At 68.4% G+C, this 19,586-nt stretch carries 17 protein-coding genes; 14 read left to right on the forward strand and 3 right to left on the reverse strand.

Translation table 11 applies throughout. From position 1 onward, the window contains the following. The first annotated feature begins 14 nt into the window (after window positions 1-14). The 6 genes from proS (at window position 15) to uxuA (ending at window position 7,639) form a co-directional block, all read left to right on the forward strand. Window positions 15-1,352, forward strand: a complete 1,338-nt coding sequence (proS, locus tag LV780_RS01795; RefSeq protein ID WP_117344875.1) for a proline--tRNA ligase — start codon at window positions 15-17, stop codon at window positions 1,350-1,352. Between the two features lie 133 nt (window positions 1,353-1,485). Continuing rightward, window positions 1,486-2,772 (forward strand): lipoprotein-releasing ABC transporter permease subunit, encoded by a 1,287-nt coding sequence (locus LV780_RS01800; protein WP_108220110.1) that lies wholly within the window; start codon window positions 1,486-1,488, stop codon window positions 2,770-2,772. Further along, the gene (locus LV780_RS01805; protein ID WP_108220111.1) at window positions 2,765-3,439 is read left to right on the forward strand and encodes an ABC transporter ATP-binding protein; all 675 of its coding nucleotides are present in this window, start codon (window positions 2,765-2,767) and stop codon (window positions 3,437-3,439) included. The genes LV780_RS01800 and LV780_RS01805 overlap by 8 nt, the downstream gene beginning before the upstream one ends. A 58-nt stretch (window positions 3,440-3,497) precedes the next feature. Continuing rightward, entirely contained in the window at window positions 3,498-3,887 is a 390-nt protein-coding gene (locus tag LV780_RS01810; RefSeq protein ID WP_011907463.1) for a c-type cytochrome, read from the forward strand. 62 nt (window positions 3,888-3,949) lie between these two features. Further along, the gene (locus LV780_RS01815) at window positions 3,950-6,268 is read left to right on the forward strand and encodes a Tex family protein (protein WP_108220112.1); all 2,319 of its coding nucleotides are present in this window, start codon (window positions 3,950-3,952) and stop codon (window positions 6,266-6,268) included. 156 nt (window positions 6,269-6,424) lie between these two features. Next, the gene (gene uxuA / locus LV780_RS01820) at window positions 6,425-7,639 is read left to right on the forward strand and encodes a mannonate dehydratase (protein WP_108220113.1); all 1,215 of its coding nucleotides are present in this window, start codon (window positions 6,425-6,427) and stop codon (window positions 7,637-7,639) included. Between the two features lie 142 nt (window positions 7,640-7,781). On the opposite strand, the gene parE is transcribed toward uxuA, so the two are convergent. Beyond that, window positions 7,782-9,737, reverse strand: a complete 1,956-nt coding sequence (parE, locus tag LV780_RS01825) for a DNA topoisomerase IV subunit B (RefSeq protein ID WP_108220114.1) — start codon at window positions 9,735-9,737, stop codon at window positions 7,782-7,784. Between the two features lie 268 nt (window positions 9,738-10,005). Between parE and LV780_RS01830 the strand changes: the two genes are divergently transcribed. From LV780_RS01830 to LV780_RS01845, 4 genes are all read left to right on the forward strand, one after another. Next, on the forward strand, window positions 10,006-11,712 hold the full coding sequence (locus LV780_RS01830) for an alpha/beta fold hydrolase (protein WP_108220115.1): 1,707 nt from the start codon (window positions 10,006-10,008) through the stop codon (window positions 11,710-11,712). 241 nt (window positions 11,713-11,953) lie between these two features. Next, window positions 11,954-12,970 (forward strand): polyphosphate kinase 2, encoded by a 1,017-nt coding sequence (gene ppk2, locus LV780_RS01835; RefSeq protein WP_108220116.1) that lies wholly within the window; start codon window positions 11,954-11,956, stop codon window positions 12,968-12,970. A 3-nt stretch (window positions 12,971-12,973) separates the two neighbouring features. Next, complete coding sequence (locus tag LV780_RS01840) at window positions 12,974-13,186, forward strand: hypothetical protein (RefSeq protein ID WP_117344876.1); 213 nt, start codon at window positions 12,974-12,976, stop codon at window positions 13,184-13,186. A gap of 50 nt (window positions 13,187-13,236) precedes the next feature. Beyond that, on the forward strand, window positions 13,237-14,598 hold the full coding sequence (locus LV780_RS01845; RefSeq protein WP_011907470.1) for an MATE family efflux transporter: 1,362 nt from the start codon (window positions 13,237-13,239) through the stop codon (window positions 14,596-14,598). 44 nt (window positions 14,599-14,642) lie between these two features. Here the strand turns inward: LV780_RS01845 and LV780_RS01850 are convergent, their stop codons facing one another. Continuing rightward, window positions 14,643-15,845, reverse strand: coding sequence for a pyridoxal phosphate-dependent aminotransferase (locus tag LV780_RS01850; protein WP_108220117.1), 1,203 nt, complete (start codon window positions 15,843-15,845; stop codon window positions 14,643-14,645). Window positions 15,846-15,952: 107 nt separating this feature from the next. Here LV780_RS01850 and LV780_RS01855 point away from each other — a divergent pair, with 107 nt between their 5' ends. The 3 genes from LV780_RS01855 to LV780_RS01865 all read left to right on the forward strand — a co-directional run bounded on the left by LV780_RS01855 (window position 15,953) and on the right by LV780_RS01865 (window position 17,208). Beyond that, complete coding sequence (locus LV780_RS01855; RefSeq protein ID WP_101339771.1) at window positions 15,953-16,351, forward strand: helix-turn-helix domain-containing protein; 399 nt, start codon at window positions 15,953-15,955, stop codon at window positions 16,349-16,351. Then, a complete protein-coding gene (locus LV780_RS01860; protein WP_108220118.1) occupies window positions 16,348-16,617 on the forward strand; it encodes an FAD assembly factor SdhE in 270 nt (89 codons plus the stop codon). The genes LV780_RS01855 and LV780_RS01860 overlap by 4 nt, the downstream gene beginning before the upstream one ends. A gap of 93 nt (window positions 16,618-16,710) precedes the next feature. Beyond that, a complete protein-coding gene (locus LV780_RS01865) occupies window positions 16,711-17,208 on the forward strand; it encodes a MarR family winged helix-turn-helix transcriptional regulator (RefSeq protein ID WP_011907474.1) in 498 nt (165 codons plus the stop codon). Window positions 17,209-17,369: 161 nt separating this feature from the next. Here the strand turns inward: LV780_RS01865 and LV780_RS01870 are convergent, their stop codons facing one another. After that, window positions 17,370-18,503, reverse strand: a complete 1,134-nt coding sequence (locus tag LV780_RS01870; protein ID WP_101339769.1) for a polysaccharide biosynthesis/export family protein — start codon at window positions 18,501-18,503, stop codon at window positions 17,370-17,372. 486 nt (window positions 18,504-18,989) lie between these two features. Here LV780_RS01870 and LV780_RS01875 point away from each other — a divergent pair, with 486 nt between their 5' ends. Next, window positions 18,990-19,586, forward strand: a complete 597-nt coding sequence (locus LV780_RS01875) for a riboflavin synthase (RefSeq protein ID WP_101339768.1) — start codon at window positions 18,990-18,992, stop codon at window positions 19,584-19,586.

Genomic DNA, 19,586 nt, shown 5'->3' on the forward strand with positions numbered 1-19,586 from the left:
GACACGGGGCCCCCATGCGCCTGAGCCGCTATTTCCTGCCCGTCCTGAAGGAGAATCCCTCCGAGGCGCAGATCGTCAGCCACCGTTTCATGCTGCGCGCCGGCATGATCAAGCAGCAGGCGGCGGGGATCTATTCCTGGCTGCCGCTGGGCTTCAAGGCGCTCAAGCGCGTCGAGCAGATCGTGCATGAAGAGCAGATCCGCGCCGGCCACATCCCGCTTCTGATGCCGACGCTGCAGCCGGCCGACCTCTGGCGCGAGAGCGGGCGTTATGACGATTACGGCGAGGAAATGCTGCGCATCACCGACCGCCACAAGCGCGACATGCTCTACGGGCCGACGAACGAGGAGATGATCACCGACATCTTCCGGTCGCATGTCAACAGCTACAAGGACCTGCCGCTGACGCTGTATCACGTCCAGTGGAAGTTCCGCGACGAGATCCGCCCGCGCTTCGGCGTGATGCGGGGGCGCGAGTTCCTGATGAAGGACGGCTACAACTTCGACCTCGACTTCGACAGCGCGATCCACGCCTACAACCGCCACATGGTCAGCTACCTGCGCACCTACGAGCGCATGGGCCTGCAGGCGATCCCGATGCGCGCGGCCTCGGGGCCGATCGGCGGCGACAACACGCACGAGTTCCTCGTGCTGGCCTCGACCGGCGAGTCGGAGGTGTTCTATGACGCGGCCATCACCGACCTGAAGTTCGGCGACCGCGTGGTGGACTATGACAGCCGCGAGGAATGCGAGGCCATCGTCAAGGAGTGGACGACCCCCTACGCCCGCACCGACGAGACGCATGACGAGGCGATCTTCAACGCCATCCCCGAAGAGCGCCGCCGCACCTCGAGGGGGATCGAGGTCGGCCAGATCTTCTACTTCGGCACCAAATATTCCGAACCGATGGGTGCGACGGTGGTAACGGCCGACGGTGCCCGTGTGCCGGTCCACATGGGCTCGCACGGGATAGGCGTCTCGCGGCTTCTGGGCGCGATCATCGAGGCCAGCCACGACGACAAGGGCATCATCTGGCCGGAAGGCGTCACGCCCTTCCATGTCGGCATCGTGAACCTCAAGCAGGGCGACAGCTCGACCGATCTGGCCTGCGAGGCGCTCTATCGCGACCTCTCGGCCAAGGGACTCGAGCCGCTCTACGACGACCGCGACGAGCGGGCGGGGGCGAAATTCGCCACGATGGACCTGATCGGCCTGCCGTGGCGGCTCACCGTCGGCCCGCGCGGCATCGCGGCCGGCAAGGTGGAACTGACCAACCGCCGCACCGGCGAGAGCGAGGAGATGTCCTCGGGCGCCGCGGTGGACCGGCTGGCGCAGATCTACGCCGGGATCTGAGGGCGCTTGGGAACCGCCGGGGGGCTGTCTGCCCCCCGGACCCCCCGAGGATATTTGAGCCAGAATGAAAGCAGGTGGGGCGGGCGGCTGCGGCGTGGCCGGGCCCTGCGGCGGACGTGAAAGGATGGACGGGATGGCTGGCCGGACGCGGCCCTTTGCGGCCTTCGAATGGATGATCGCCTGGCGCTACCTGCGCGCGCGTCGCGCCGAGGGCGGGGTCTCGGTCATGACCTGGATCAGCCTCGTGGGCATCACGCTTGCGGTCTTCGCGCTGATCGCCACGCTCTCGGTGCGGGCGGGCTTTCGGGCCGAGTTCGTGGACACGATCCTCGGGGCCAACGCCCATGTCACCGTCTATTCGGCGGGGCAGGTCAGCGAGACGGGGCAGCTGATCCGCGGCTTTGACGACTTCGATCCGGTGGCCGAGCGGCTGCGCACGGTGCCCGGAGTGGTGCGCGCGGCACCGGTGGTGAAGGGGCAGGTGATGGCCACCGCCAGCGGCCGGTCGAGCGGCGTCGAGGTCTTCGGGATGCGGCAGGCCGATCTGGCGACCATACCGCGGATCGGGCATGGCTCGGGTCATGTCGGCGACGTCGGGCGCTTCGACGAGGGCATCGCCATCGGCTCGGGCGTGGCGCAGGAGCTGGGCGTGACGGTCGGCGACCGGATCCGGCTGATCTCGCCCGACGGGGTGAAGACCGCCTTCGGCACCTCGCCGCGGGTCTCGGCCTATGAGGTCGTCTATGTCTTCACCGCCGGGCGCTACGACATCGACCGGACGCGGATCTACATGCCGCTGGCCGAGGCGCAGAGCTACTTCAACCGCGAGGGCCGCGCCGACGAGATCGAGGTGATGGTCTCGGACCCCGAGGCGGTCGATGCGATGGGGGCCGCGCTGATGCAGGCGGCGGGCGAGGGCTCGATGCTCTGGACATGGCGCGATTCGGCCGGGGCGTTCCTGCGGGCGCTGACCATCGAGGACAATGTGATGTTCGTGATCCTGTCGATTCTCGTGCTGATCGCCTCGATGAACATCGTCTCGGGGCTGATCATGCTGGTGAAGAACAAGGGCCGCGACATCGGCATCCTTCGCACCATGGGCCTGACCGAGGGCTCGATCCTGCGGGTCTTCTTCCTTTGCGGTGCCTCGACGGGCCTGATCGGCACGGCCTTGGGCGTGGCGCTGGGCTGCCTCTTTGCCATCTACATCGACCCGATCTTCTCGCTGGTGAACTATGTCTCGGGCGGCGGGGTCTGGGATCCGTCGATCCGCGGCATCTACGCCTTGCCGGCACGGCTTCAGTGGCAGGATGTGCTGTCGGCGGTGTCGCTGTCGCTCGCGCTGTCGTTCTTCGTCACGCTGATCCCCGCGCGGCGGGCGGCCCGCATGAACCCGGTCGAGGCGCTGCGCTATGAGTGAGATGCTGGTTCTCGACGGGCTGACCAAGGCCTACAACCGCGGCAAGCCCGGCGAGGTGACGGTGTTGCGCGGCGCCACGCTCTCGGTCGGGACCGGCGAGGTGGTGGCGCTGGTCGCGCCCTCGGGGGCGGGGAAATCCACGCTTCTGCACATCGCGGGGCTTCTGGACACGCCCGACGAGGGCCGCGTCGCCATCGGCGGCATGGCGATGGAGGGCTTGCGCGACCGGGCGCGAACCGAGGCGCGGCGGCGCGAGGTGGGCTTCATCTACCAGTTCCACCACCTGCTGCCCGAATTCACCGCGCTCGAGAACGTGGTGCTGCCGCAGCTGGCCAATGGCGTCGCGCGCCGCGAGGCCGAGGCGCGGGCCCGCGACCTCTTGGGCCGCGTCGGCGTCGGCCCGCGCGAGGGGCACCGGCCCGCGGCGCTTTCGGGCGGTGAGCAGCAGCGCGTGGCCTTCTGCCGGGCGCTGGCCAATGCCCCGCGGCTTCTTCTGGCCGACGAACCCACCGGGAACCTCGATCCCGGCACCTCGGATCAGGTCTTCGGCGTGCTGATGGATCTGGTGCGGGGCACCGGCCTTTCGGCGCTGATCGCGACGCACAACCTCGAGCTTGCGGCGCGGATGGACCGGGTGGTGCGGCTCGACGCGGGGCGCGTCGTCTGATCTGCGTCAAGGCTCGTCCCCGGCGGGAATGGTGATCTGGACCCAAAGGGAGGATGCCATGAAACCAGCCTTGATCGCGCTCTTTGCCCTGCCGCTTGCGGCCTGCGTGGCGCAGCCCGACGTGCCGACGGGGCGCGCGGATTTTGAGGCGCTCTGCGCCGGGTGCCACGGCGCCACCGGGCGCGGCGACGGCGACATGGCGGCGCTGCTCGACCAGAAGCCCACCGATCTGACGACGCTCGCGGCGCGGAACGGCGGCAACTTCCCCGGCACCCGCGTCATGGCCCAGATCTGGGGCTATGCGAAGACCGGCGACCGGGTGATGCCCGAGTTCGGCCCGCTTCTCGACAGCGAGATGGTGCCCTTCGACGGTGGCGACGGGATCCTGACCCCGACGCCGATCCGCCTCGTCCAGCTTGAGCAACATCTGCGCACCCTGCAGCGCTAGAGCTTCCGTTCCGGCCGGTCTGGCCCTATGGTCCGCCTCCCGAATTTCTGGAGCCGGACCCCATGAGCACCGACGCCATCCGCCGCATTCCCAAGCTGATCGCCGCCGAGATCGCGGCCCGACCCGAGCAGGTCTCGGCGGCCATCGAGCTTCTCGACGGCGGCGCGACCGTTCCCTTCGTCGCCCGCTACCGCAAGGAGGTTACGGGCGGCCTCGACGACACGCAGCTGCGCACGCTGTCCGAGCGGCTGGCCTATCTGCGCGAGCTTGAGGCGCGGCGCGAGACGATCCTGTCCTCGATCCGCGAGCAGGGCAAGCTGACGGCCGAGCTGGAACAGGCCGTGGGCAAGGCCACGACCAAGTCCGAGCTGGAAGACATCTACCTGCCCTACAAGCCCAAGCGCCGGACCAAGGCGATGATCGCGCGCGAAAACGGCCTCGGGCCGCTGGCCGAGGCGATCCTTGCCGACCGTGCGGCGGTGCCGGCCGATCTGGCGAAGGCCTTTGTCACCGAGGCGGTGCCGGACGTGAAGGCGGCGCTGGAGGGGGCGCGCGACATCCTGGCCGAGGGATTGTCCGAAAACGCGGACCTTCTGGGGCGGCTGCGCGCCCACATGAAACAGGTCGGCCGCGTCTCGGCCAAGGTGGTCGAGGGCAAGGAGGCCGAGGGCGCCAAGTTTTCGGACTATTTCGCCCATTCCGAGGCCTGGGCCACCGCTGCGGGCCACCGGGTGCTGGCCATGCTGCGTGGGCGGAACGAGGGCGTGCTGGTGCTCGAACTCGAGGTCGATGCCGACGCGGCCCGCGGCGAAAGCCCGGCCGAGCGGATGGCCGGCATGGCGCTTCAGGCGGCGGGCAAGGGGCCGGGCGATCAGTGGCTGCGCGAGGCGGCGTCCTGGGCGTGGCGGGTGAAGCTGAAGACCTCGCTGACGCTGGATCTCATGGCGGAGTTGCGCGAGCGGGCCGAGGCCGAGGCGATCGGCGTCTTTGCCCGCAACCTCAAGGACCTGCTGCTGGCTGCGCCGGCGGGGGGCAAGGTCACGATGGGGATCGACCCGGGCATCCGCACCGGCTGCAAGGTTGCGGTGGTGGATGCGACGGGCAAGCTGCTCGCCACCTCGACCATCTATCCGTTCCAGCCGAAGAACGACCTGCGGGGCTCGCAGGTGGAGCTTCTGAAGCTGATCCGCGCGCATGGGGTGACGCTGATCGCCATCGGCAACGGAACGGCCAGCCGCGAGAGTGAGAAGATGGTGGCCGACCTGCTGGCCGCCATGCCCGCCGAGATGCCGAAGCCCGTGAAGGTGATCGTCAGCGAGGCCGGCGCCTCGGTCTATTCCGCGAGCGCGCTGGCGGCGGCCGAGTTCCCGGATCTCGACGTGTCCCTGCGCGGCGCGGTCTCGATCGCGCGGCGGCTGCAGGATCCGCTGGCGGAACTGGTGAAGATCGAGCCGAAATCCATCGGCGTGGGCCAGTATCAGCATGATGTGGACCAGCATCGGCTGGGACGCTCGCTGGAAGCGGTGGTCGAGGATGCGGTGAACGCGGTGGGGGTGGATCTGAACACCGCCTCGGCGCCGCTTCTGGCGCGCGTCTCGGGCGTGGGGCCGGGGCTGGCCGAGGCGATCGTGCAGCACCGCAACACGAACGGCCCCTTTGCGAAGCGCCGCGACCTGCTGAAGGTCGCGCGCCTCGGCCCCCGCGCCTTCGAGCAGGCGGCGGGCTTCCTGCGCATCCCGAACGGGACCGAGCCGCTCGATGCCTCGAGCGTCCACCCCGAGGCCTATGACGTGGCGCGCAAGATCGTGGCCGCCTGCGGGCGCGACCTGCGCAGCCTGATGGCCGAGCCGCAGCGGCTGCGCGCGCTCGATCCGCAGGACTTCACCGACGACCGCTTCGGCCTGCCGACCGTCCGCGACATCCTTGCGGAACTGGAAAAGCCCGGCCGCGACCCGCGCCCGACCTTCAAGACCGCGACCTTCACCGAAGGGGTCGAGGAGATTTCGGACCTCAAGGTGGGGATGCTGCTGGAAGGGACGGTGACGAACGTCGCGGCCTTCGGCGCCTTCGTCGATGTGGGCGTGCATCAGGACGGGCTGGTGCATGTCAGCCAGCTCGCCGACCGTTTCGTGAAGGATCCGCACGAGGTGGTGAAGGCCGGCGACGTGGTGAAGGTCCGCGTGGTCGAGGTGGACGTGGCGCGCAAGCGCATCGGGCTCACCATGCGCAAGGACAGCGCCGATGCCCGCGCGCAGGCGTCGGAGCGAAAGTCCGAGCCGCCGCGCAAGGGCGGCAAGCCGCTGCCCCGGCAGGCCGCTCCGCGCGAGAGTGGCGCGAGCAATCCCTTTGCCGATGCGCTGAAGGGATTCAGGCGGGACTGAAGGCGCCATCCGGGAGGGTGGCGGGGGCGGTCGGCCCCCGCCACCGACACAGCGACCGAAGCGCCGGCGCGGGGGATTTCCGCGCCCGTTTTTTCTGCTCCCTTGCTAACTGGCATACTTGCATATTAGTTTGCGAGCGCACAGCGGGAGGATGAGATGCGGCAGACATGGCGGTGGTTCGGGCCGAAGGACCTCGTGTCGGTGGACGACATGCGGCAGGCGGGGGTGGAGGGCGTGGTCTCGGCGCTGCACCACATTCCCACCGGCGCGCTCTGGACGCCGGACGAGATCGCCCGGCGCCAGCGCCAGATCGGGGTGATGCGGGACGGCTCGGCCTCGGGGCTCAACTGGGAGGTGGTCGAGAGCCTGCCGGTGTCCGAGGACATCAAGAAGCAGAAGGGCGACTGGCGCGCGCATCTCGAGACCTGGAAGGAGTCGATGCGCAACCTCCGCGCGGCCGGGATCGAGGTGATCTGCTACAACTTCATGCCGGTTCTCGACTGGACGCGGACCGATCTCGCCTGGCGGCGGCCTTCGGGCGCGACCTGCATGCGGTTCGACCTGCCGGACTTCGCCGCCTTCGACATCCATATCCTGGAGCGGCCCGGCGCGGCCGAGGAATTCCCGGAATGGGTCGTGGCGGAAGCCGCGCTGCGCCTGGCCGGGATGGACGAGGATCGCAAGGCGGCGCTGGCGCGGAACGTGGTCTTCGGCCTGCCCGGCGCGGCCGAGCAGTTCACGCTGGAGGATGTGCGCCGCCATCTCGCCGAATATGCCGGGATGAGCGCCGGGACGCTGCGGCGGCATCTGATCGACTTCCTGTCGGAAGTGGCGCCCCTGGCCGAGGAGGTCGGCGTCCGGCTCTGCTGTCATCCCGACGATCCGCCCTTCCCGCTGCTGGGCCTGCCGCGCGTCATGTCCACCGAGGCCGATTACGCCGAGGTGATGCAGGCGGTGGATCTCAAGGCCAACGGCATCACGCTCTGCACCGGCAGCCTCGGCGCGCGGCCCGACAACGACCTGCCGGGCATGATGGAGCGGATGGGCGAGCGGGTGCATTTCCTCCACCTGCGCAACGTCACGCTGGAAGGGGATGATCTGCGCAACTCGTTCTTCGAGGACGGACATCTGGACGGCGGCACGGACATGGTGGCGATGATCGCCGCGGTGCTGGCCGAGGAACGGCGGCGCGAGGCCGAGGGGCGGACGGACATCTCGATCCCGATGCGGCCCGACCACGGGCAGGACATCCTTGACGATCTCGGCCGCAAGGGGCAGCCGGGTTATCCCGCGATCGGGCGGCTGAAGGGGCTGGCCGAGCTGCGCGGGATCATGACCGCGCTGGATCACCCGCTGGTGCGCGGGGCCTGAGACGGACCCGCCCGGGGCCGGCCGCCGGGGGCTGGCTGCCCCCGGACCCCCGCGGATATTTTTGCCAGAATGAAAGGGCGGGGGGCGGCGCCACGGAAGGGCCGGCCGGCCGGCAAGCGGCCTTTCCGGCGCCTGCGCGGCCTCAGACGTCGAGTTCCTCGACGAAGCGCGCGTTCTCCTGGATATACTGGAAGCGCAGCTCGGGCTTCTTGCCCATCAGGCGCTCCACGAGGTCGCCGGTCTCGCCCGGCTCGTCCTCGTCGATCGAGACGCGGATCAGCTTGCGCGTGGCCGGGTTCATCGTGGTGTCCTTCAGGTCCTTGGCATCCATCTCGCCCAGGCCCTTGAAGCGCTGCACGTCGATCTTGCCCTTGCCGCCGAGACCCTTGGCCAGCCACAGCTCCTTTTCCACGTCGTCGGCGACGTAGAGCCGCTTGGCCCCCTGCGTGAGGCGATAGAGCGGCGGGCAGGCGAGGTAGAGATGTCCGCGGTCGATCAGCGGCCGCATCTGGGTGAAGAAGAAGGTCATCAGCAGCGAGGCGATGTGGGCGCCATCCACATCGGCATCGGTCATGATGATGATCTTGTCATAGCGCAGGTCGTCGATGTTGAAGCGCGTCCCCATCCCGGTGCCCAGCGCCTGGCACAGGTCGTTGATCTCGGCGTTCGCCCCCATCTTGCCCGAGGCCGCGCCCAGCACGTTCAGGATCTTGCCCCGCAGCGGCAGCAGGGCCTGAAGCGTGCGGTCGCGCGCCATCTTGGCCGAGCCGCCGGCCGAGTCGCCTTCGACGATGAAGAGCTCGGTCCCGTCGCGGGCGGTGGCGGAGCAGTCGACCAGCTTGCCCGGCAGGCGCAGTTTCTTCGTCGCGCTCTTGCGCTGGGTTTCCTTCTCCTGCCGGCGGCGGAGGCGCTCCTCGGCGCGCAGCACGAGGAAGTCGAGGATGGCACCGGCCGATTTCGTGTTGGCCGCCAGCCAGTTGTCGAAATGGTCGCGCACCGCGTTCTCGACCAGCTTCGCGGCCTCTTCGGTGGAAAGACGGTCCTTGGTCTGGCCCACGAACTGCGGCTCGCGGATGAAGACCGAGATCAGCGCCGAGCCGCCGGCCAGCATGTCCTCGCGGGTGATCTGGTCGGCCTTGCGGTTCTTCACCAGCTCGCCATAGGCGCGGATGCCCTTGAGGATCGCCGACCAGAAGCCGCTCTCATGCGTGCCGCCCTCGGGGGTGGGGACGGTGTTGCAGTAGGACTGGATGAAGCCGTCGCGTGCGGGCGTCCAGTTGATCGCCCATTCGACCGAGCCGGGAACGCCGAACTTCTCCTGAAATCCTACCTTCCCGGCGAAGGGCTTCTCGGCATAGGTCGAGGCGCCGGAGAGCTGCTCGGCGAGGTAATCGCCCAGGCCGCCGGGGAAGTGGAAGACCGCCTCCTGGGCCATGTCGCCGTCGGGGATCGCGGATTTCCAGCGGATCTCGACGCCCGAGAAGAGATAGGCCTTGGACCGCGCCATCTTCATCAGGCGGGCGGGCTTGAACTGCAGATGGCCGAAGATCTCGGGGTCCGGGTGGAAGGTGATCGTGGTGCCGCGGCGGTTCGAGGCGGCGCCCACCATCTTGACCGGGCCCTGCGCGATGCCGCGGGCGAAGCTCTGCACCCAGAGTTCGCGGTTGCGCGCGACCTCGACCCGCATCGTGTCCGAGAGCGCGTTCACCACCGAGGCGCCGACGCCGTGCAGGCCGCCCGAGGTCTGGTAGGCCTTGCCCGAGAACTTGCCGCCCGCGTGCAGCGTGCAGAGGATCACCTCCAGCGCCGACTTGCCGGGGAACTTCGGATGCGGATCGACCGGGATGCCGCGGCCGTTGTCGCGGATCGTCACGGAGTGATCGGCGTGAAGTTCGACCTCGATCCGCGTCGCATGGCCCGCCACGGCCTCGTCCATCGAGTTGTCGAGGATCTCGGCCACCAGATGGTGCAGCGCCCGTTCGTCGGTGCCGCCGATATACATGCCGGGACGCTTGCGGACGGGCTCGAGCCCTTCGAGCACCTCGATCGAGGAGGCGTCATAGGTTTCCGGCTGGCCGGAGAGAAGGTCGTTGGCCATGGCTGCTCGATTCTTTCTGGACGATTGAAATACCAATAGAGCATCCCGCGGGAGGAGTGCGCAAGATCTGGTGGGATCGGCTGCGCCCCGCCTGCGGAACGGTGTGCGGTCCTCACATGGCAAGACAGGGCCGGGTGCGCAAGGGACGGGGGGTCGGGCGCCCGCCCGCCGTTGCGACCCATTCGCCCATACGGGGTAACCCGTATTGGCGGGCCGGGTGGGTTGTGCAACCAGCGGGCGCAATCGGGGCGGCGAGGGTCGCGGGAGGATGGAAGACCTGTCTGGGGTGCCGGAGGATCGGGCCGCGGCGTCGGGTGCCGGCGGCACGGATCTCGTGCATCTGGCCTATGAGCTTGCGCTCGATCCGGCTCGGCTGCCCGACTTCGCAGCCCTTTGGCAGGAGCAGCTGACACCCGCGACGGAGGGGCCGCGCGCTGCGGAGCCGACGCTCGATCTGCATTTCGAGCGGGCGCGGCGCCTCCTGGAGCGGGTTCCCCGGGACCAGCGCCGAGGGATCGAGGCCATCCTGGCAGGGATCCTGCGGGTGCCGGCCTTCCTGAGCGACGGGGTGGTGCGGATCGCCGCCTGCAACCTTGCGGCCGAGTCGGCCTTCCGGATCTCGGCCGGTGCGCCGCTGGCGGCGCTGCCCTTCGATGCGGCCGATGTGGTCGCCCTGTCCTCGACCATCCGGCGCGTGGCCCGCCGGGCGGTGCCTGCGCGGAACCTCCGCCTGCGCTCGGTGCCGAACGGGACAACGGTGGTCGTGCGGGTCTGCCCGATCGACGGGCAGGAGGGCCGGGCCAAGGCGCTGGTTCTGGCGACCGAACCCGTCTGGCCCGAACCCTTCGGCGAGCTTCTCAACGAGACATTCGGCCTCACGGGGGCCGAGGTCGAGATCGTCCATGGCCTGACGCTCGGGCTGCCCCTGCGCGAGATCGCCTCGCTCCGGGGGCGGTCGGTCGAGACGGTCAGGACGCAGATGCGCTCGATCCAGCAGAAGACCGAGACCCATTCGCAGTCCGAGCTTCTGCGCCTGGTGATGGGGCTCATGGAACTGGCGCTTGCGCCGGCGGTCGGTGCGCCGCCGCGCTCGGCAGGGCGGCTTCACGAGCCTCTCATGCGGCAGAGCTTCCTGCTGCCGGACGGGCGACGGCTCGAGTGGCTCGAGTTCGGAGATCCGGTCGGGGCGCCGGTCCTGCATCTGCACGGCGAGTTCGGTCTCGCGCGCTGGACGCCCGCGGCCGAGCGGGCGGCGCGGTTGCGGCGGCTGCGGGTGATCGTGCCGATCCGGGCGGGCTATGGCCGGAGCGATCCCCTGCCCGAGGAGACCCCGTTTGCGGAAGGGAACGCCGCGGATCTGGCGGCGCTGGCCGGTCATCTCGGCCTTCCGCGCGTGGCGGTCCTGGCGCTTGGCGGGGATCTTGGTGCGGCCCTGTGGCTCGCGCGGTCGCGGCCCGGGCTGGTCACGGGGATCGCCGCCTGCGCCCTTGACCTGCCGGACGCGGCCGCCGCCCATTGGCCGGGGTTTCTGGCCCGCACGGCGGAACGGTCGCCCGCGGCGCTTGCGCTGATGGTGCAGGCGGCCTTTGCCTTCGCCCTTGATGGTGGGAAGGAACATTGGCTGCTCGGGGCCTGCGGAGGGGCGGCGGCGGACCGGCTTGCGCTGCGGATCCCGGGAGTGCGCGAGGCGCTGCTTGTGGGCAGCGAGATCTGCCTCGGGGCCGAGACATCGGCGCACGCGGCCTTCTGCCGGAGCCGCATCGAGGCATGTCGGGCGTTGCCGCCCGGACCCGCGCAAAGCCCGCTTCTGTTTCTTCAGGGCGGGCTTGACCCTCTGGCCCCGCCTGCCGATGTGGCGGCGCTCGCCGCAAGGACCGGGGCCGAGGTCGAGGTGCTGGCAGGCTGCGCGCGGCTGCTGTTTCTTGAGCAATGGGAGACAGTCCTGAACCGTCTTTGCTCCATTACCGCGCGCTGAAGATCTCGAACAATAGTTTTACCGCAATTGGAGTATGCGCTGAATCTTGCTCATATGTAAGGAACCCACTCACAAGACTTTTCAACAAACTTCTCATTTCTGCGCAAGATTGTTCCTGAAGGGGGGCGGTGGAGACACCGCCCCCGAATTATCTGGTAGCGGATCCTCGTCAGATGATGCGGATCAAGGTGGCCGGAGCCGCGCGCTTCAGACTTGGATCGAGCCGGAGAAGGAGGATCCCATGGCTGATGACCATCCCGTGGCCGAGCGGGCGACCGAGGGGCTTCCCACGGCGGACATTCCGCAGGCCATCCCGACACCGGCTGCAGCCGACGCGGGTCCGGTGGACGAGGCACCTCCATCCGGGCCGCTGCACGGGCCGCGGCAGTTTCCGGCGGTGGATGCGAACGCGATCCGGCAGGCGTTCGAGGGTGGCCACTATCCCTATCCGCGCCGAATGGGGCGCGCCACCTACGAGGCGGAAAAGGCCCGGCTGCAGGCCGAACTGCTGAAGGTGCAGATCTGGGCGCAGGAGACGGGCCAGAAGTTCGTGATCCTGATGGAAGGCCGCGATGCCGCGGGCAAGGGCGGCACGATCAAGCGGTTCATGGAGCATCTCAATCCGCGCTACGCCCGCGTCGTGGCGCTTACCAAGCCTGGCGACCGCGAGCGGGGCCAGTGGTTCTTTCAACGCTACATCGAGCATCTGCCCACCGCGGGCGAGATCGTCTTCTTCGATCGCAGCTGGTACAACCGGGCGGGCGTCGAACGGGTGATGGGCTTCTGCACCCCTTCGGAATATCTCGAGTTCATGCGGCAGGCGCCGGAACTTGAACGGATGCTCGTCCGCTCGGGGATAAGGCTCTACAAATACTGGTTCTCGGTCACGCGCGACGAGCAGCGCACCCGCTTCCTCGCGCGCGAGACGGATCCGCTGAAGCGGTGGAAGCTCTCGCCGATCGACAAGGCGAGCCTCGACAAGTGGGACGACTATACCGAGGCGAAGGAGGCGATGTTCTTCTATACCGACACGGCCGATGCGCCCTGGACGATCGTCAAGTCGAACGACAAGAAGCGCGCGCGGCTGAACTGCATGAAGCACTTCCTGTCCAGCCTCGACTATCCGGGCAAGGATGCCGAGGTGGTGGGCCAGCCCGATCCGCTGATCGTGGGGCGCGCGTCGCAGGTGATCGGAACGTCCGCCGGCATCCTCGACAGCGCCACGCCGCCAGCCTTGCGCAAACCGCGTCGCACCTGACCCTTGCTTCCGCCCGATCCGGCGCGGAACGGCTACGGCACCGGAGGCCCGCCGGCCGCGGAGAACATCCATGAGCCGGCCCACCTCGAGGCCGGCTCTGCCGGATGGGAGGTGCTGCTGGCTGCGGACCGTGCCGAGACGATCCCGGAAGGTTCCGCCCATGCCGGCCTCTCGGGGCTGGTGGATTTCGTGGCGCGAAAGCCGCTTTCTGCCTGATCGGGCGGCACCGGCTTGATGCGGCCCCTGCGGCGGGCTAGTGCTGGCGCATGTTCCACCATCCGACCTTTACCGGCCACGCGAGGGCGATTCTCGCGCTGGGGCTTCCTCTTGTCGGAAGCCACGTGGCGCAGATGTCGCTGCATGTCACCGACACGGTGATGCTGGGCTGGTATGGAGTGACCGAGCTGGCCTCGGTCGTGCTGGGGGCCTCGCTCTTCTTCGTCACCTTCATTCTCGGCTCGGGCTTTGCGCAGGCGGTCATGCCGATGGTGGCCGAAGCGCTGGGGCGCGGAGACGAGACGCAGGTGCGGCGCGACACCCGCATGGGGCTCTGGCTGTCCATCGCCTTCGGGGCGCTGGTCTATCCGCTGTTCTGGTTCTCGGGCACCCTCCTTCTGGCGCTTCGCCAGCAGCCCGAGGTGGCGGCGCTCGCGCAGGATTACCTGCGGATCGCGGGGCTGGGCATGGTGCCCGCGCTGCTGATCATGGTGCTCAAGAGCTACCTCTCGGCGCTGGAACGGACGCAGATCGTGCTGTGGGCCACGCTGGCCGCGGTGGTGGTGAATGCCGGCCTGAACTGGGTGCTGATCTTCGGCAAGCTGGGGGCGCCCGAGCTGGGTGTCGAGGGGGCCGCCATCGCTTCGGTCGGGGCGCAGCTCATGTCGCTGGCGGCGCTTGGGCTCTATGCGGCGCTTCTGCCGCCCCTGCGTCGGTTCAACCTGTTCCAGCGGTTCTGGCGCCCGGACTGGCATGCGCTGGCGCGGGTCTTCGCGCTCGGCTGGCCCATAGGTCTGACCGGACTGGCCGAGGGGTCGATCTTTCAGGCGGCGGCGCTGATGATGGGTTGGCTCGGCACCGTGCCGCTGGCGGCCCATGGGATCGCGCTCGAGGTGACGGCGCTGGCCTTCATGGTCCATGTGGGGATCTCGAACGCGGCCACGATCCGCACCGGGCGCGCGGACGGGGCAGGGGACACCGCGGGGCTGCGCGACGGGGCCAAGGTGGCGATCCTGCTCTCGCTGGTCTTCGGGCTCCTGATGGTTGCCATCTTCCTGCTTGCGCCGGGACCGATCATTGCGCTCTTCCTTGATCGCGCGAACCCGCAGTTCGACGAAATCGTGGCCTTCGGCTCGGTCCTGCTGGCCTTTGCCGCCCTGTTCCAGATCGCGGATGCGATGCAGGTGATCGCGCTGGGCCTTCTGCGCGGGCTGCGCGACACGCAGGTGCCGATGTGGCTGGCCAGCTTCAGCTACTGGATGGTGGGGATCCCGGCGAGCTATCTCCTCGCCTTTCCGATGGGACTGGGCGGGCCCGGGCTCTGGCTCGGGCTGGTGGTGGGGCTGACGCTCGCGGCGATCCTGCTCATGACGCGCTTCTGGATGCGCGCCCCGCGGCTGGCGCTGGCCTGAGCGATCCGTCCCGCCCTGATCCGGGCGGGACGAACGTCCCTGCCTCAGCTCAGCCCGGCGCAGAAGGCCTGGATGCGGGCGCAAGCCTCGCGCAGCACCTCGTCGGAGGTGGCGTAGCTCACCCGGAAGTTCGGCGAGAGACCGAAGGCCGCGCCAAAGACCACCGCGACGCCCGTCTCTTCGAGCAGGGCCGAGGCGAAGGCCTCGTCGTCCGTGATCTTCGCGCCACCCGCCGAGGTCTTGCCGATGCAGCCCGAGATGTCGGGATAGACGTAGAAGGCGCCCTCGGGGTTCGGGCAGGTCACGCCCTTGGCCTCGTTCAGCATCGAGACCACCAGATCGCGGCGGCGCTGGAAGGCCTCGCGGTTGGTCGCGAGGAAATCCTGCGGCCCCGACAGCGCCTCGAGAGCCGCATATTGCGCGATCGAGCAGGGGTTCGAGGTCGATTGCGACTGGATCGTACCCATCGCCTTGATCAGTTCCACCGGCCCCGCGGCATAGCCGATCCGCCAGCCGGTCATGCAATAGGCCTTGGACACGCCGTTGCAGGTCAGCGTGCGGTCATGGAGGCCGGGCTCGACCTGCGCGGGGGTGGTGAAGTCGAAATCGTCGAACACCAGATGCTCATACATGTCGTCGGACATGATCCAGACATGGGGATGGCGCATCAGCACCGCGCACAGCGCCTTCAGCTCGTCGCGCGTATAGGCCGCGCCGGTCGGGTTCGAGGGCGAGTTGAAGATGAACCACTTGGTCTTCGGCGTGATCGCGGCTTCGAGCTGCGCGGGCGTCAGCTTGAAGCCCGTCTCCATCCCGGCCGCCACACTGACCGGCGTCCCGCCCGCGAGCAGCACCATGTCGGGGTAGCTGACCCAGTAGGGGGCGGGGATGATGACCTCGTCGCCCGGATTCAGCGTCGCCACCAGCGCGTTGTAGAGGATCTGCTTGCCGCCGGTGCCCACCGTCACCTGCGACGGCGTGTATTTCAGGCCGTTCTCGCGCTCGAACTTCTCGCAGATCGCGCGTTTCAGTTCGGGGATGCCGTCCACCGCGGTGTATTTCGTGCGACCCGCGTCGATGGCGCGCTTGGCGGCCTGCTTGATGTTGTCGGGCGTGTCGAAGTCGGGCTCGCCCGCCCCGAGGCCGATCACGTCACGTCCCGCGGCCGCAAGCTCGCGCGCCTTGTTGGTCACCGCGATGGTCTGCGAAGGTTTCACGCGGGCAAGCGTGTCGGAGAGGAAGGCCATGCGGGAAAAACTCCGGGCGAGGGTGGCTGGGGCCGGTTTGTAACTTTCGGCCACTTGTCTTAGGTTCAGCCCCGAAAGCGATCAAGCGGTATCAAGGGAGAGGCAGGATGGCAGCGGACAGCCCCGGGTGGTTCAGCAACGAAACAGCGACCTTCGGAGACCGCCTCGCCGGCGCGCGTGAAGCGGCCGGCCTGACGCAGGAAGAGATGGCGCGCCGGCTCGGCGTGCGGCTGAAGACGCTGCAATCCTGGGAGGATGACCTGGCCGAGCCGCGCGCGAACCGGCTGCAGATGATGGCCGGGATGCTGAACGTGAGCCTGCGGTGGCTGCTGACCGGCGAGGGCGACGGGGTCGAGGGCCCGTCGGAACCTGTGGTGCTGCCGGCCGAGGGCCGCGAGGCGCTGGCCGAGCTGGCGCGGATGCGCACGCAGATGCTTGCGCTGGCGCAGGAGATGGGGCAGCTGGAAAAGCGGATGCGGGCGCTCTTGCGCAAGGAGGCGGAATGATCGAGGCGGACGAGGCGCGGCTCAAGCGCATGTCCATGCGCTCCTGGCGGCGCGGCACCAAGGAGATGGACCTGATCCTCGGCCCCTGGTCCGACGCCCATCTTGCGCAGCTGTCGGAGGAGCGTCTGGCGCTTTATGATTCTCTTCTGAACGAGAATGACCAGGATCTCCTGCCCTGGATTCTCGGCCAGCGGGAGCCGCCTGCGCCCCTGACCGCGCTGATCTCCGAGATCGGGGAGTTCGCCCGCACGCGTCTGGCCCGCTGAGGCCCTCCGGCGCCGGAAATCTGGCGACAGTTTACGTTATGTTTGCGCTTTGTGCCGATTCTGTCTCTGGCAACGCAGTGTTGGAGATGAGGAATGACGGTTCACGCAGGCATTCTCGATGGGTCGCAGAAGGCCTTTCTGCTCGGCTATCTGGAAAGCCTCTCGCTGGTGGAGCGTCTTCACCGGCTGCTGCTCGATGTGGTGAAGGACGAGTTCGAACGGATCGGCGTGCTCGAGATCAACTCGGTGCAGGCGCTGCTTCTGTTCAATGTGGGAGAGAACGAGGTGACGGCGGGCGAGCTGAAGTCCCGCGGCTACTACCAGGGCTCCAATGTCAGCTACAACCTGAAGAAGCTGGTGGAGTTGGGCTACATGCACCACCAGCGGTCCGAGATCGACCGCCGCTCCGTCCGTGTGCGCCTGACCGAGAAGGGGCGGACGGTGCGCGGCATCCTGTCGGATCTCTTCTCCCGCCATGCCGAGGGGCTGGAGCGTCGGGGCATCGTCGGCCCCGCGGGGATGGAGGATCTGAATCAGGCGCTCCGACGGATGGAGCGCTACTGGACCGAGCAGATCCGTTACATCTACTGACGATCGGGCGGCCCGCTAGCCGATGTCCCGTCTGATCCCGAGCCGGACGGTCGGCCTTCCTCGGTCGCTCGATCCCTGCTTCGCGATCGACCGGAGGCCCTGCCGTTGCTGCGGGGACGGAACGTCCGCCGCTGCGGGGCGAGGGGCCTCGACCGGAAGGCTCAGTTCCCGACGTTTGACGCCTGATTGGCGGCGGACGTCGCCCCCGTGATCGCGCTGAGCGTCTTCTGCCACTGGACGAAGGGCGCTTCGGTCACATAGACCGTATCGCCGTCACGGATCATGAAGTCGCGCGCCTCGAACAGGCCCGTCGGCCGTGTCAGGTCGAGCACATAGACCATGCGCTGATCGCCCACGAGATCCGTGCGCCCCAGCAGGCTGTTGGCGATCTCGGCCGGCTCGTCCCGCAGCACGAAGACGCCCTTGGGATCGGCCAGCTGGGTGTTGAGGCCGCCGACCTGCGCAAGCGCCTCGATGGCCGAGACATTCTGCGTCTCGAACTGGATACGGGTCTGATGGCCCGTCGCGCCGAGGGCCACGAAGGACCGGTCGTCCTCCTCGATCACGATCACATCGCCCGGCCGCAGGGCAATGTCGAGCGCGGGATTGTCATAGAGGTCCTGCAGCCAGATCTGGCTGGTGTTGCCGTTGCGCGTGACGCGCACGATGGCGGTCTCGACGGGAACACTGGTCCCGCCGGCACGGGCCAGCATGGCTGAAAGGGTGCGGGTGGGGCGCTCGATCGGGAAGACGCCCTGGCTGCCCACCGCGCCCGAGACCGTGACGGACGAGCCGTCCCCGGCGAGACGCTGGACCGACACCTGCGGGTCCGGGGTCTGTGTGTCGAGCTTGCGGGTGATGGCCTGACGGAGCCCGTCGGGCGTCTGACCTGCGGCGCGGATGCGGCCGGCATAGGGGACGTAGATATAGCCCTGCCCATCGACCTGCACCTGATCGAGCGAGGACACGCGTTGGCCGGAGTTGCCGAGCAGCGGATCGTCGCGCACGTTCTCGAACACGGTGATGCCGAGCGTGTCGCCGGCCGCGATCACATCCGAGCCTATGAGATCGGCGCTGCGGAAATTCGAATTGAATCCAAAGGCCGGGGTCACGGCGGTCACCCTGCTGACGAAGCGGTTCACCGGCACCACGAAGGCATCGCCCTGCTTCTCGAAGGAGCCGGCGAAGATCTCACGCTTGTGCGGGCCCGAGCGGGGCAGGCCGCAGGCGGCGACCGAGGACACGAGCAAGAGAAGGGTGAGCGTCTTCGCGCCCCTGACTGCCGAAAATGTCACTGCCCGGCTCCTTGCAGACCTTGTCACGTCCAATTCGCTTTTTGCGTGAAGCTAGCGGAACCCGGCCCGGATTGCCAGAGCCGCCTTCCGCGCACCCAAGGCCGTCGGCGACTGTTGCTGCGGGGTCGCGGGATGCAATGGATTTTCAGGGCCGCGACAGGTCGAAGCCCTGCACGCGGCACCGGCCGGCGCAAGCGGCTCGCGTCCGCGCCGGACGGTGACGGCAGGGATCCTGTGGTTCCGGCAGGAACGCCAGCGGCACCCGGCCGTCTTCTCGTGGCCTGTTCGAAAGGCGGTTTTGCACAAGAGCCAGGCGCCGGGGGCAGGGGACCGGCAGGTTGGGCTCGGCCCGCGGCGCTTCGGCCCACGGGCGGCTTGCGGCAGTTGGGGCGGGGGGCTGGGCAACACAAGCCTTCCCGACGTGGCAAATCCGTTGCGCGCCGGGGCGGCGGGGGCTACGCCTTGGGCCAGGGAAAAGGAGAGGTCATGTTCACCGGGATCGTCACCGACATCGGCCGCGTTCTGGAACTCGAACGCAGGGGCGACCTGCGCGCCCGCATCGCCACGGGCTACAGGGTCGAGACCATCGACATCGGCGCCTCGATCGCCTGCGACGGTGTCTGCCTCACGGTCGTCGCCACCGGCACCGCGCCCGAGAACTGGTTCGAGGTCAACATCTCGGGCGAGACGCTCTCGAAGACCGTCCTCGGCGGCTGGCAGGTGGGGCACCGCGTCAACCTGGAGCGGGCGCTGAAGGTGGGGGACGAACTTGGCGGCCACATCGTCTCGGGCCATGTGGACGGGGTGGCCGAAGTGGTGCGCGCCGTGCCCGAGGGCGACAGCCTGCGTGTGACCTTCCGCGCCCCCGAGGCGCTGGCCCGCTTCATCGCTCCCAAGGGGTCCGTGGCGCTGAACGGCACCTCGCTCACCGTGAACGAGGTCGAGGGGGCCGAGTTCGGGATCAACTTCATCCCCCACACGCAAGAGGTGACCACCTGGGGCGGTATCGCGCCGGGATTGCGTGTGAACCTCGAGATCGACACGCTCGCGCGCTATGTCGCGCGCCTGAACGAGTTCGCGTGA

Source organism: Cereibacter azotoformans, assembly GCF_021391315.1.
Lineage (GTDB): Bacteria > Pseudomonadota > Alphaproteobacteria > Rhodobacterales > Rhodobacteraceae > Cereibacter_A > Cereibacter_A azotoformans.